The 14,275-nt window shown below is 65.8% G+C and carries 4 protein-coding genes, 1 tRNA gene and 2 rRNA genes; 1 reads left to right on the forward strand and 6 read right to left on the reverse strand.

Going from position 1 to position 14,275, the window contains the following annotated elements; translation table 11 throughout:
* Positions 1-207: 207 nt before the first annotated feature.
* Positions 208-894 carry a response regulator gene (locus OG718_RS17545; protein WP_143638029.1) on the reverse strand — a complete coding sequence of 229 codons (687 nt, stop codon included), beginning with the start codon at positions 892-894 and terminating at the stop codon, positions 208-210.
* A 297-nt stretch (positions 895-1,191) separates the two neighbouring features.
* Positions 1,192-6,678, reverse strand: a complete 5,487-nt coding sequence (locus OG718_RS17550; protein WP_143638028.1) for a HAMP domain-containing protein — start codon at positions 6,676-6,678, stop codon at positions 1,192-1,194.
* A 321-nt stretch (positions 6,679-6,999) separates the two neighbouring features.
* Here OG718_RS17550 and OG718_RS17555 point away from each other — a divergent pair, with 321 nt between their 5' ends.
* Positions 7,000-9,747 (forward strand): SpoIIE family protein phosphatase, encoded by a 2,748-nt coding sequence (locus OG718_RS17555; RefSeq protein ID WP_143638026.1) that lies wholly within the window; start codon positions 7,000-7,002, stop codon positions 9,745-9,747.
* A gap of 72 nt (positions 9,748-9,819) precedes the next feature.
* On the opposite strand, the gene OG718_RS17560 is transcribed toward OG718_RS17555, so the two are convergent.
* From OG718_RS17560 to OG718_RS17575, 4 genes are all read right to left on the reverse strand, one after another.
* A tRNA-Thr gene (locus OG718_RS17560) sits at positions 9,820-9,892 on the reverse strand.
* Positions 9,893-9,974: 82 nt separating this feature from the next.
* A complete protein-coding gene (locus tag OG718_RS17565) occupies positions 9,975-10,637 on the reverse strand; it encodes a DegT/DnrJ/EryC1/StrS family aminotransferase (protein ID WP_143638636.1) in 663 nt (220 codons plus the stop codon).
* A gap of 114 nt (positions 10,638-10,751) precedes the next feature.
* Positions 10,752-10,868: ribosomal RNA gene (rrf, locus tag OG718_RS17570) — 5S ribosomal RNA — on the reverse strand.
* 96 nt (positions 10,869-10,964) lie between these two features.
* Positions 10,965-14,087: ribosomal RNA gene (locus OG718_RS17575) — 23S ribosomal RNA — on the reverse strand.
* Between the last annotated feature and the right edge of the window lie 188 nt (positions 14,088-14,275).

The following is a 14,275-nucleotide window of genomic DNA, read 5'->3' on the forward strand; positions in this document are numbered from 1 at the left end:
GAGACCACTGCGGACACGTGTGCCTAGTGCTTCACCCGTTCGTGTCGCCCACACAGGGCGCCGAACTGACGCCGTCTCAACACCAATCCCGGCCGTGGACAACGACGTTCGCCTCACCGGCGCCACGCCAGGGGCGCGGGGAACTGCGCGACCAGCCCCCACGGACCCGTAAGCGGCACACCGGCCCCAAGCCGACGCGGACCCGACTCAGTTCTGAGACGGCAACGAAGCCGCCCCATTCCCCGCCCCCGGTTCCAACGCGTCCAGCGCCCGCCGCAACCCCGTGAGTTTGCGTTCGAGATGGGCCGCGGTCGCCACCGCCGCCGCGTCCGCCGAGTCGTCGTCGAGCTGTTTGGAGAGGGCCTCGGCCTGCTCCTCGACAGCCGCGAGCCGCGCGGAGAGTTCGGCGAGCAGTCCGGCCGGCTCCTTGGTGTCGCCGACCGCCGCCTTGCCGCCACCGCCTTCGAGCTGGAGCCGCAGCAGCGCGGCCTGCTCCCGGAGTTGGCAGTTCTTCATGTAGAGCTCTACGAAGACCGAGACCTTCGCGCGCAGCACCCACGGGTCGAACGGCTTCGAGATGTAGTCCACCGCACCCGCCGCGTATCCCCGGAAGGTGTGGTGCGGGCCGTGGTTGATCGCCGTGAGGAAGATGATCGGGATGTCCCGGGTCCGTTCTCGCCTCTTGATGTGCGCGGCGGTTTCGAAACCGTCCATGCCCGGCATCTGGACATCCAGCAGAATGACCGCGAAGTCGTCCGTGAGCAGTGCTTTGAGCGCTTCCTCCCCGGAAGATGCCCGAACCAGTGTCTGATCGAGCGCGGAGAGAATCGCCTCCAGCGCCAGCAGATTCTCCGGCCGGTCATCGACCAGGAGGATCTTGGCCTTCTGCACCATGGCCCGCCCTCCTCGCCCCGGCAGTGCACCGGGCGCCGCCCCAGGGGACGACTCCCTTGCGTCGCCCGTCCTTGTGCCGGTCATGGTAGCCGCACCCCGCCTGTCGCCACACCCTGTCACCGCGATGTCACTGTGCACGTAGCAGAAACGTAGCGGGAGACCAGAAGGTTCCCCGAATCCCGGGTTTCTACACCGCCTCGGGCACACTCAGTCAACAGCCCGGCGCGCCCGGGCCTCCGCCCGAACGCCCCTGGCCACCCGGCCGTTTCCGGCCTGCCGATCACTCCTGCCACTCTGTCACTGTCCGCTCATCCACTGCTGCATCACCGCGAGCAGATGATCGGGATCGACCGGCTTCGTCACATAGTCGGAAGCGCCGGACTCGATCGCCTTCTCCCGGTCGCCCTTCATCGCCTTCGCGGTGAGCGCGATGATCGGAAGCCCGGCGAACTGAGGCATCCGACGGATCGCCGTCGTGGTCGCGTATCCGTCCATCTCGGGCATCATGATGTCCATCAGGACGACCGTCACGTCGTCGTGCTGCTCCAGCACTTCGATGCCCTCGCGGCCGTTCTCGGCGTACAGCACCGACAGTCCGTGCTGCTCCAGGACGCTGGTGAGCGCGAACACGTTGCGGATGTCGTCGTCGACGATCAGCACCTTCTCGCCCTCGAAACGGATGACGGCGCGCGAGTGCACGGACGTCTCCTCGCCGCCGACGGTCCAGGAATCCCGGGCCTGCGTCTGCGGCCCCGGAAGGGCGGGCCGCTGCTGGGCCGAGGGCATCGCCCTGCGACGCCGCCTGAAGAGCGCGGCGGCCCCGTTCTGGGTCTCCTGGTACGACTTGACCTCCGCGGGGGTCTCCACGTGACCCCCGTTCTCCTCGTCCGAGCCGGCCGGAAGCGCCCCGTTCTCCATGGGCGTACCGAGTTGCGGATAACCCTGGGGAGGCAGTTCGCTCGGGTGCAGCGGCAAATACAGCGTGAAGGTCGAGCCGCGTCCCGGCTCGCTCTGCGCGTGGATCTCGCCGCCCAGCAGTCGCGCGATCTCCCGCGAGATGGACAACCCCAGTCCCGTACCGCCGTACTTGCGGCTCGTCGTGCCGTCCGCCTGCTTGAACGCCTCGAAGATCACCCGCATCTTGCTGGCCGCGATCCCGATCCCCGTGTCCGCCACGGAGAACGCGATCAGATCGGCGTCCGCGTCGCGCAGCGAACCCGCCTCCAGGAGCTGTTCCCGGATGGCGACCGGCACCTCGGCGCCCGCGGGCCTGATGACCAGTTCGACCGCTCCGGAGTCGGTGAACTTCACCGCGTTGGAGAGCAGGTTGCGCAGCACCTGGAGGAGCCGCTGTTCGTCCGTGTGCAGCGTGGCCGGCAGCTCCGGCGACACCCGTACGGAGAAATCGAGGCCCTTCTCCGCCGTCAGCGGACGGAAAGTGGCCTCTACGTAGTCGACGAGTTGGACCAGTGCGATACGCGTCGGCGACACGTCCATCTTGCCCGCCTCGACCTTCGACAGGTCCAGGATGTCGTTGATCAGCTGGAGCAGGTCGGAACCCGCACCGTGGATCGTCTCGGCGAACTCGACCTGCTTCGGGGTGAGGTTGGAGTCCGCGTTGTCGGCGAGCAGCTTGGCCAGGATCAGCAGCGAGTTGAGCGGCGTACGCAGCTCGTGCGACATGTTGGCGAGGAACTCGCTCTTGTAGCGCATGGAGACCGCGAGTTGCTCGGCGCGCTCCTCTAGGACCTGCCGCGCCTCCTCGATCTCGGTGTTCTTCACCTCGATGTCGCGGTTCTGCTGGGCGAGCAGCTCGGCCTTCTCCTCCAGCTCGGCGTTGGACGCCTGGAGGGCCTTCTGCCGGTTCTCCAGCTCGGCCGACCGCTCCCGCAGCTGCTCGGTCAACTCCTGCGACTGCTTGAGCAGTACCTCGGTCTTCGTGTTGACCGCGATCGTGTTGACGCTCGTCGCGATCATCTCGGCGATCTGGCTGAGGAAGTCCTTCTGGATGTGCGTGAACGAGTGGAACGACGCCAGCTCGATCACACCGAGGACGGTCCCTTCGAAGAGCACCGGCAGCACGATGACATGCGCGGGAGGCGCCTCACCGAGCCCGGAGGCGATCTTCAGGTACCCCGGCGGCACGTTCTCCACGAGGATCGTCCGCCTCTCCTTGGCGGCCGTCCCGATCAGCGTCTCCCCGGGCCTGAACGACGTCGGCATGGAGCCCATGGAGTACCCGTACGACCCGAGCATGCGCAGCTCGTACGAGTCGTCGTGCGCGGCGCCCACGTCCTTGCCGTCGTCCAGCGGCATCGCCAGGAAGAACGCGCCGTGCTGCGCCGAAACCACCGGAGTCAGCTCGCTCATGATCAGCGAGGCCACGTCGGCGAGGTCGCGCCGACCCTGCATCAGACCGGAGATCCGGGCGAGGTTGCCCTTCAGCCAGTCCTGCTCCTTGTTGGCGATGGTGGTGTCGCGGAGGTTGGCGATCATCTTGTTGATGTAGTCCTGAAGTTCCTGGATCTCGCCGGAGGCGTCCACGTCGATCTTCAGGTTGAGGTCGCCACGGGTCACCGCGGTCGCCACGCGCGCGATGGCACGCACCTGCCGGGTGAGGTTCCCGGCCATCTCGTTCACCGACTCGGTGAGGTCGCGCCAGGTGCCGTCGACGTCGCGGACGCGCGCCTGGCCGCCCAACTGGCCCTCCGTGCCCACCTCGCGGGCGACTCGGGTGACCTCCTCGGCGAACGACGACAGCTGGTCGACCATCGTGTTGATGGTGGTCTTCAGCTCCAGGATCTCGCCGCGCGCGTCGATGTCGATCTTCTTGGTCAGGTCGCCCTTGGCGATGGCCGTGGTGACCATCGCGATGTTGCGGACCTGGCCGGTCAGGTTGGACGCCATGCCGTTCACGGACTCGGTGAGGTCCTTCCACGTACCGGACACACCCGGTACGCGCGCCTGGCCGCCGAGGATGCCGTCCGTGCCCACCTCGCGGGCCACCTTGGTGACCTGGTCGGCGAACGAACTCAGCGTCTTCACCATGGTGTTGAAGGTGTCGGCGAGCTGCGCGACCTCGCCGCGCGCCTCGATCGTCACGGTCCGCGTCAGGTCGCCGTTGGCGACGGCCGCCGCGACCTGCGAGATGTTCCGCACCTGCATGGTGAGGTTGTAGGCCATCAGGTTGACGTTGTCGCTCAGGTCCTTCCAGATGCCCGTGACCCCGGGCACCCGCGCCTGGCCGCCCAACTGGCCCTCGGTGCCCACCTCGCGGGCCACCCGGGTCACCTGCTCGGCGAACGACGACAGCTGGTCGACCATCGTGTTGACGGTCGTGACCAGTTCGAGGATCTCGCCCTTGGCGTCGACGGTGATCTTCTTGGACAGGTCGCCCATGGCGACGGCGGTCGTGACCTCGGCGATGTTGCGCACCTGGATCGTCAGGTTGTTCGCCATGAAGTTCACGGACTGCGTGAGGTCCTTCCAGGTGCCGGAGACACCCTGCACCTCGGCCTGCCCGCCGAGGATGCCCTCGGTGCCCACCTCGCGGGCGACCCGCGTGACCTGCTCGGCGAAGTTCGAGAGCTGGTCCACCATTGTGTTGAGGGTGTTCTTCAGCTCCAGGATCTCGCCGCGGGCGTCCACGTCGATCTTCTGCGACAGGTCACCCCGGGCCACCGCCGTCGCGACCTGCGCGATGTTGCGCACCTGGGCGGTGAGGTTGCCGGCCATGCCGTTCACGGAGTCGGTCAGGTCGCGCCACACACCGGCGACGCCGGGCACCTGCGCCTGACCGCCGAGCCGGCCGTCCGTACCCACCTCACGGGCCACCCTGGTCACCTGCTCGGCGAACGCGCTGAGCTGGTCGACCATCGTGTTGATGGTGTTCTTCAGCTCCAGGATCTCGCCGCGGGCGTCGACCTCGATCTTCTGCGACAGGTCACCCCGGGCGACCGCCGTCGTCACCTGGGCGATCTGCCGCACCTGGGACGTCAGGTTGCCCGCCATGAAGTTGACGGAGTCGGTGAGGTCCTTCCACGTGCCGGACACTCCGTCCACACGCGCCTGGCCGCCCAGCCGGCCCTCCGTACCCACGTCACGCGCCATCCGCGTCACCTGGTCGGCGAAGGACGACAGCTGGTCCACCATCGTGTTCACGGTGTTCTTCAGCTGGAGCATCTCGCCGGAGACGTCCACGGTGACCTTCTGCGACAGGTCGCCATTGGCCACCGCCGTCGTCACCTGCGCGATGTTCCTCACCTGTCCGGTGAGATTCCGGAACGCCGTGTTGACGGAGTCCGTGAGGTCCTTCCACGTGCCGGCCGCGCCCGGCACCGCCGCCTGGCCGCCCAGCTCACCCTCGACACCGATCTCCCGCGCCACGCGGGTCACCTCGGCGCCGAAGCTCGACAGCTGGTCGACCATCGTGTTGACGGTGTTCTTCAGCTCCAGCATCTCGCCGGCGACCTCGACGCTGACCTTCTGCGACAGGTCACCGTTGGCCACGGCCGTCGTCACCGCGGCGATGTCCCGCACCTGAGTGGTGAGATTCCGGAAGACCGTGTTCACCGAATCGGTGAGGTCCTTCCACGTTCCCGCCGCGCCCGGCACGTTCGCCTGCCCGCCGAGCCGCCCCTCGCCGCCGACCTCGTTGGCCACGCGGGTGACCTCGTCCGCGAACGTACGCAGCGTCTCGGTCATCTGGTTGATCGTCTCGGCGAGCTGCGCGACCTCGCCGCGCGCCGACACGGTCACCTTCTGCGACAGGTCGCCGTTGGCCACCGCCGTCGTCACCTGGGCGATCCCGCGCACCTGCGCGGTCAGATTGCCCGCCATAAGATTCACCGAATCGGTGAGGTCCTTCCACACACCGGCCACACCCGGCACCTGTGCCTGGCCGCCGAGCTCGCCCTCGGTGCCCACCTCGCGCGCGACTCGCGTCACCTCGGAGGAGAAAGAGGACAGCTGGTCGACCATCGTGTTGACGGTGTTCTTGAGCTCCAGCATCTCGCCGGCCACGTGAACCGTGACCTTCCGGGACAAGTCACCCTTGGCGACCGCCGTGGTCACGAGTGCGATGTCCCGCACCTGGGCCGTCAGCCGGTACGCCATGGTGTTGACCGAGTCCGTGAGGTCCTTCCACGAACCGGACATTCCGCGCACCCGCGCCTGTCCGCCCAGCTTGCCCTCGGTGCCCACCTCGCTGGCCACGCGGGTGACCTCGTCGGTGAACGTCGACAGCTGGTCGACCAGGTTGTTGACCGTGCGCCCGACCTTCAGGAACTCCCCGCGCAGCGGATGCCCGTTCCCGTCCGCGGCCTGCGCCCGCAGCTCCATACGCGGCGACAGATCACCCTCCGCCACGGCGGACAGCACCCGCCCGACCTCGGAGACGGGCCGTACGAGGTCGTCGACCAGCGCGTTGGAGTTGTCGATCGCGGTGCCCCAGGAGCCCTCACAGGCGCCGGACTCCAGCCGCTCCGTCAGCTTCCCCTCGCGGCCGACCATGCGGCGCACACGCGCCAGCTCGCCCGTCAGATGCAGATTCCGGTCGGCCACTTCATTGAAAACCGCCGCAATCTCGGACATCACGCCATCGCCCGAGACCGTGAGCCGCTTACGGAAGTTGCCGTCCCGCATCGACACCAGGGCCGCCAGCAGCCTGTTCAGGGCAGCCGTATCCACGGCGGTGGTGCCATTGCGTGGTTTGCGCTGGTTACTCAGGGACTGTCCGCCTTTCGCGCGCGTTTTAGTGCCCCGCGTCGCTGCGCCAGACTCCACTGTGTCCCTCCCGCAAGGGTCGACCATTTACTGCTCGGCGTACTCGGGTACTACTGCTCGGCGTACTGGAAGGCACTCGGCCTGCCCTGACCTTCCCTAGAAGCTTGCCCAGTGTTTCACCATGGCTGAACCAGGCCATAACAGTTCGGCAGCTTCGCACATGGTCCGCACACACGCTCCGGAGTGGAAACAGTGGTGACCGGCATCCGCATGGACGGCGAAGGTAAGTAACCTTGCATGCGGCTGTCCAGCCACGCCGGTCCTTCCGGCCTGGGCGGTGGCACGAGCACGAGCGGGCAGGCATCGGAGGGGCACCGCACCATGACCACCGAACTGCATCCCGGGGGACCACCCCAGGATCCCCGGCCGACGGGGAACCAGCCCCTGCCACGGCAGGAGCGGGTCGGCCACGCAGCGCTGCCCTCCGACAACCGGACAAGGAGTTCTGTGATCACCGCGCGCGCGGCCGCCAGCTTCGATCCTGTCGGGCGGTCCGTCGCGACCGCTCGGTCCTTCGTCCGTGACACCCTCCAGGGTTGGGGCTTCGCCGACATCGTCGACGACGCCGTGGTCCTCACCAGCGAGCTTGTCACCAATGCCGTGGTGCACGCGGGCACGTCCGCCGACGTCCTGTGTCTGCGCAGCGACGAGGGCGTACGGATCGAGGTGGGGGACCGCTACCCGGAACGTGAGATTCCACTCCAGGCGACCGCCATCAACATGGGCAGTCCCGACCGCGAGGGAGGCCGCGGCCTTCAGCTCTGCGCCGCCCTGGCCGGCCGCTGGGGCGTCGAGTACACGCCCACGCACAAGCAGGTCTGGTTCCAGCTGGAACTGCCGGAACGCTCGGTGGGCACCCGCACGGCCGGCCCCGCCCTCCCGGCCAACCTCCTCCCGCTCGCCGACGGCCGCGTACGCGTGGCGGTCGTCCAGATCGACCGCACCGGCGCCATCAACGCCTGGAACGAGGACGCGGAGGAACTCTTCGGGTACGCGGCCGAGCAGGTCATCGGCAAGCCCCTCACCGACCTCGCGGCCTGGCCGCACACGCCCGGCACCAGCACCGGCATCGTCGAGGCGCTCCAACTCTCCCGCTGGGAGGGCAGCTACGGCCTCCGCGCCGCCAACGGCCGTGTGACGCCCGTCTACGCCTCGCATCTGCGCGTCCGGGACACGGGCGGCGAACCCTCGACGGTCTGCCTTCTCGTCCGCGACCACGAGCGCGCCGTCCTGCAGACCCCGTTGCGCGTCAACGCCTCGGACACGACGACCAGTTCGGAGGGCCAGGCGTCGGACCCCTTCGAGGTCTTCATCGGCTCGCCGGCCCCCGACGACCTGGACGGCCTCCTCCAGCGCACGGTGGAGCGCGCCCGCGACATGCTCGACGGCGACTCCGCCTTCCTCCTCCTGGCGACCGACGACGAAACGGAGTTGGAGGTCCGCGCCTCCACCGGGCTCCCCTCCGCCCGCCAGCGCTTCGCCCGCGTCCCCGTGGAAGCGGGCCCCGGCCGCTACGGCTCGGCCCGTATGCCCGCCGTACACGAGGATCTGACGGTCGTTCCGGGTGCCGTGCCGCTGCTCAGCGGCACGGGCATGCGCTCGGTCGTCACGGTCCCCCTCAAGGTCGAGGGCCGCCTGACCGGTTCACTCGGCGTCGCGGCCGAGGCCCAGGGGCGGTATTCGAACGAGGAGGCCCTGCGCCTCCAGTTCGCCGCCGACCGCATCGCGCTCGCCGTGGAGTCGGCGCGTCTGGGCGAACTGGAGCGCCTGCGCCGCGGCTCCCTGTCCTTCCTCGTCGAGGCCTCGGACCTCCTCGCGGGCACGCTGGACCGCGACCAGACACTGGCCCTGATGGCCCAGATGACGGTCCCGACCCTGGCCACCTGGTGCGCCGTCTACACGATCGCCGACCAGGCATCGGATCCATATCTTTCGTACGTCCTGCACGAGGACGAGGAGCGCATCGACGGCCTCAAGGCCCTCCTGTCGAAGATCGCCCCTCCTGACCCCGTCCCGACCCCCGGCGCCCGCGTCTGGGCCGCTCCCGCGGAGGCGGCCCACCAGGCCGCCCTGCGCACCTCCATGCGCAGCCTCGGCCTGGGCGAGCCCGCCACGGTGAGCTCCGGCATCGGCACGACACTGCAGACGGCCGCCGCGGTCGGTGGCGAAACGGTCGTACTCCCCCTGGTGGCCCGCAACCGCGTCATCGGCATGCTGACGCTCGGCAAGCCGTCGGACGAACACTTCCGCCAGGAAATCCTGGAACTCGCCGAGGACTTGAGCCGCAGGGCCGCCCTGGCCCTCGACAACGCCCGCCTGTACTCGGAGCGCACGGCCATCAGCCAGTCCCTCCAGCGCAGCCTCCTGCCCCCGGAACTCCCCCAGGTCCAGGGCGTGGAGGTCGAGGTCATCTACCGCGCGGCGGGCGAGGGCAACGAAGTCGGCGGCGACTTCTACGACCTCTTCCCCATCCGCGACGGCGCCTACGGCTTCGCCATCGGAGACGTCTGCGGTACGGGCCCGGAGGCGGCCGCGGTCACGGGCCTCGCCCGGCACGCGCTGCGCCTGCTCGCCCGCGAGGGCTTCGGCGGCCCGGCGGTCCTGGAGCGCCTGAACTCCGCGATCCTCGACGAGGGCGCCCGCAGCCGCTTCCTGACACTCCTGTACGGGGAGTTGTGGCCCCAGGAGGACGGCTCGGCGCTCCTCAAGGTCGTCTGCGCCGGCCACCCGCTCCCCCTGCGCCTCCGCCAGGACGGCACGGTCGAACCGGCCGCCGAACCTCAGCCGCTCCTCGGCGTGATGGAGGACCTGGAGCTGTACGAGCAGACGATCACGCTCGACCCGGGCGACGTCCTGCTGTGCGTGACGGACGGCGTCACCGAACGCCGCGAAGGCACCCGCATGTTGGGCGACGACGGCCTCACCGACGTCCTCACGACCTGCACGGGCCTGACGGCAGGAGCCGTGGCCGCCCGCATCATGCGCGCGGTGGAACGCTTCGCGTCGGACGCCCCGTCAGATGACATGGCGATCCTCGCGATGCGCGTTCCGGGCCTCCAGAACGACTGAGCCCGGCCCGGAGGGACCAGTCCCGGACACACGAAAGGCCCCCGCCCACAAGGGCGGAGGCCTTTTTGTCTGAGCCCCCCAACGGAATCGAACCGTTGACCTTCTCCTTACCATGGAGACGCTCTGCCGACTGAGCTAGGGGGGCCAGTTACTCTTCGAGGTCTCCCTCGCGGCAACGGAATAGATCATACCCCGAACGGCGGCGTGCTCCCAACCGTGTTCGACGCCTAGAAAGCGGGCTGCAGGAGCCCACCGAGGGCGTTGCACGCGGACACCATCCGCTGCATCTCCCGCTTCGTCAACGACGCGTCGACAGGCAGAGCCAGCGTCTCGTCGGCGGCCCGCTCGGTCTCCGGCAGACAGACGTCCCGCCTGAACACGGGCATCCGGTGCACGGGCGTCTTCACCGGCACCCGGCACTCGACTCCCTTGGCCCGCACGGCCCGAGCGAAGGCGTCCCGGTCCGGCCGCCCGTTCCCCGGCACCCGAACGACGTACTGCTGGTACGTGTGTCCGATGCCGCGCACCGGCGTCCGCACACCCCTCAACCGCCCGTCGAGGTACGCCGCATGCGCCCTGCGCTCCTCGATCTCGTCGTACGGCGCCTCGGACTCGCCCTGCTCCAGCACGAGCAGCCCGTGCCGCTGCCCGACGTTCCGGAGCCGCGCGATGTCAGCCGGCCTACCGAAGCGGTGTACGGCGACGACAGCGACCGTCCGCGGACCGACGGCCGCGTTCACCTCGGCGGCGTCCAGGCAGTACGTGCCCGGGTCTATGTCGGCGAAGACCGGCATCGCACCGGCCTGGATCACGGCCTCGGCGACCTCGACGTTGCCGAACGCCGGCACGATGACCTCGTCACCGATTCCCACGCCCGCGGCCCGGAGCATTGCAGCAGTACCCATGTGACGGATGTTGGTCGCGCAACGTGAACTCCAAGTGACGCACAACAAAAAAGAGCTGGTCCCTGAACCGAAGTTCAGGGACCAGCTCTATTAATAATAGTTCGGCGGTGTCCTACTCTCCCACAGGGTCCCCCCTGCAGTACCATCGGCGCTGTAAGGCTTAGCTTCCGGGTTCGGAATGTTACCGGGCGTTTCCCTCACGCTATGACCACCGAAACACTATGAAACTGTGAATACCGCACCACACCGCGTGGCCACACGGGTATGGGGTTGTTCGTGGTTTCAGAACCAACACAGTGGACGCGAGCAACTGAGGACAAGCCCTCGGCCTATTAGTACCGGTCAGCTTCACCCCTTACGAGGCTTCCACATCCGGCCTATCAACCCAGTCGTCTACTGGGAGCCTTAACCAATCTAGTTGGTGGGAATACTCATCTCGAAGCAGGCTTCCCGCTTAGATGCTTTCAGCGGTTATCCCTCCCGAACGTAGCCAACCAGCCATGCCCTTGGCAGGACAACTGGCACACCAGAGGTTCGTCCGTCCCGGTCCTCTCGTACTAGGGACAGCCCTTCTCAATATTCCTACGCGCACAGCGGATAGGGACCGAACTGTCTCACGACGTTCTAAACCCAGCTCGCGTACCGCTTTAATGGGCGAACAGCCCAACCCTTGGGACCGACTCCAGCCCCAGGATGCGACGAGCCGACATCGAGGTGCCAAACCATCCCGTCGATATGGACTCTTGGGGAAGATCAGCCTGTTATCCCCGGGGTACCTTTTATCCGTTGAGCGACGGCGCTTCCACAAGCCACCGCCGGATCACTAGTCCCGACTTTCGTCCCTGCTCGACCCGTCGGTCTCACAGTCAAGCTCCCTTGTGCACTTACACTCAACACCTGATTGCCAACCAGGCTGAGGGAACCTTTGGGCGCCTCCGTTACTCTTTAGGAGGCAACCGCCCCAGTTAAACTACCCATCAGACACTGTCCCTGATCCGGATCACGGACCCAGGTTAGACATCCAGCACGACCAGACTGGTATTTCAACGACGACTCCACCATGGCTGGCGCCATGACTTCACAGTCTCCCAGCTATCCTACACAAGCCGAACCGAACACCAATATCAAACTGTAGTAAAGGTCCCGGGGTCTTTCCGTCCTGCTGCGCGAAACGAGCATCTTTACTCGTAGTGCAATTTCACCGGGCCTATGGTTGAGACAGTCGAGAAGTCGTTACGCCATTCGTGCAGGTCGGAACTTACCCGACAAGGAATTTCGCTACCTTAGGATGGTTATAGTTACCACCGCCGTTTACTGGCGCTTAAGTTCTCAGCTTCGCACACCCGAAAGTGCACTAACCGGTCCCCTTAACGTTCCAGCACCGGGCAGGCGTCAGTCCGTATACATCGCCTTACGGCTTCGCACGGACCTGTGTTTTTAGTAAACAGTCGCTTCTCGCTGGTCTCTGCGGCCACCCCCAGCTCACCGTGTAAAACGGATCACCAGTGATGGCCCCCCTTCTCCCGAAGTTACGGGGGCATTTTGCCGAGTTCCTTAACCATAGTTCACCCGAACGCCTCGGTATTCTCTACCTGACCACCTGAGTCGGTTTAGGGTACGGGCCGCCATGAAACTCGCTAGAGGCTTTTCTCGACAGCATAGGATCATCCACTTCACCACAATCGGCTCGGCATCAGGTCTCAGACTATTGCCAGGCGGATTTACCTACCTGACGTCCTACACCCTTACCCCGGGACAACCACCGCCCGGGCTGGACTACCTTCCTGCGTCACCCCATCACTCACCTACTACAGGTCTGGTCCGTCGGCTCCACCACTCCCCTTTGCCCGAAGGCTCCAGGGCGGCTTCACGGACTTAGCATCGCCTGGTTCACTGTTTGACGCTTCACAGCGGGTACCGGAATATCAACCGGTTATCCATCGACTACGCCTGTCGGCCTCGCCTTAGGTCCCGACTTACCCTGGGCAGATCAGCTTGACCCAGGAACCCTTAGTCAATCGGCGCACACGTTTCTCACGTGTGTATCGCTACTCATGCCTGCATTCTCACTCGTGAACCGTCCACCACTAGCTTCCGCTGCGGCTTCACCCGGCACACGACGCTCCCCTACCCATCCCAGCGGGCGTTGGCCCTATATGCTGAAATGACACGACTTCGGCGGTACGCTTGAGCCCCGCTACATTGTCGGCGCGGAATCACTAGACCAGTGAGCTATTACGCACTCTTTCAAGGGTGGCTGCTTCTAAGCCAACCTCCTGGTTGTCTCTGCGACTCCACATCCTTTCCCACTTAGCGTACGCTTAGGGGCCTTAGTCGATGCTCTGGGCTGTTTCCCTCTCGACCATGGAGCTTATCCCCCACAGTCTCACTGCCGTGCTCTCACTTACCGGCATTCGGAGTTTGGCTAAGGTCAGTAACCCGGTAGGGCCCATCGCCTATCCAGTGCTCTACCTCCGGCAAGAAACACACGACGCTGCACCTAAATGCATTTCGGGGAGAACCAGCTATCACGGAGTTTGATTGGCCTTTCACCCCTAACCACAGGTCATCCCCCAGGTTTTCAACCCTGGTGGGTTCGGTCCTCCACGACCTCTTACAGCCGCTTCAACCTGCCCATGGCTAGATCACTCCGCTTCGGGTCTTGAGCGCGCTACTATATCGCCCTGTTCGGACTCGCTTTCGCTACGGCTTCCCCACACGGGTTAACCTCGCAACACACCGCAAACTCGCAGGCTCATTCTTCAAAAGGCACGCAGTCACGACTGTATGTGCAAGCACATACAGCGACGCTCCCACGGCTTGTAGGCACACGGTTTCAGGTACTATTTCACTCCGCTCCCGCGGTACTTTTCACCATTCCCTCACGGTACTATCCGCTATCGGTCACCAGGGAATATTTAGGCTTAGCGGGTGGTCCCGCCAGATTCACACGGGATTTCTCGGGCCCCGTGCTACTTGGGTGTCTCTCAAACGAGCCGTTGATGTTTCGACTACGGGGGTCTTACCCTCTACGCCGGACCTTTCGCATGTCCTTCGCCTACACCAACGGTTTCTGACTCGTCTCACAGCCGGCAGACTGTGAAAGAGAGATCCCACAACCCCGTACACGCAACCCCTGCCGGGTCTCACACGTATACGGTTTGGCCTCATCCGGTTTCGCTCGCCACTACTCCCGGAATCACGGTTGTTTTCTCTTCCTGCGGGTACTGAGATGTTTCACTTCCCCGCGTTCCCTCCACACACCCTATGTGTTCAGATGTGGGTGACAGCCCATGACGACTGCCGGGTTTCCCCATTCGGAAACCCCCGGATCAAAGCCTGGTTGACGGCTCCCCGGGGACTATCGTGGCCTCCCACGTCCTTCATCGGTTCCTGGTACCAAGGCATCCACCGTGCGCCCTTAAAAACTTGGCCACAGATGCTCGCGTCCACTGTGCAGTTCTCAAACAACGACCAACCACCCGTCACAACCCGCCGAAGCAGATTTTCACCGGGGCCGGCACTGAAGATCCAGACATAAAGTCCGTACCCTCAGACACCCAACAGCGTGCCCGGCACCCTCGCCACTCGTGATCAGCTTTCCACGCCCCGAAGGACAGTAC

This window comes from Streptomyces sp. NBC_00258 (genome assembly GCF_036182465.1).
Lineage (GTDB): Bacteria > Actinomycetota > Actinomycetes > Streptomycetales > Streptomycetaceae > Streptomyces.

Excerpts from the sequence above, each read along its gene's own strand:
- OG718_RS17565 (WP_143638636.1), bottom strand. The coding sequence starts at position 10,637 with ATGCTCCGGGCCGCGGGCGTGGGAATCGGTGACGAGGTCATCGTGCCG.
- OG718_RS17555 (WP_143638026.1), top strand. The coding sequence starts at position 7,000 with ATGACCACCGAACTGCATCCCGGGGGACCACCCCAGGATCCCCGGCCG.
- OG718_RS17545 (WP_143638029.1), bottom strand. The coding sequence starts at position 894 with ATGGTGCAGAAGGCCAAGATCCTCCTGGTCGATGACCGGCCGGAGAAT.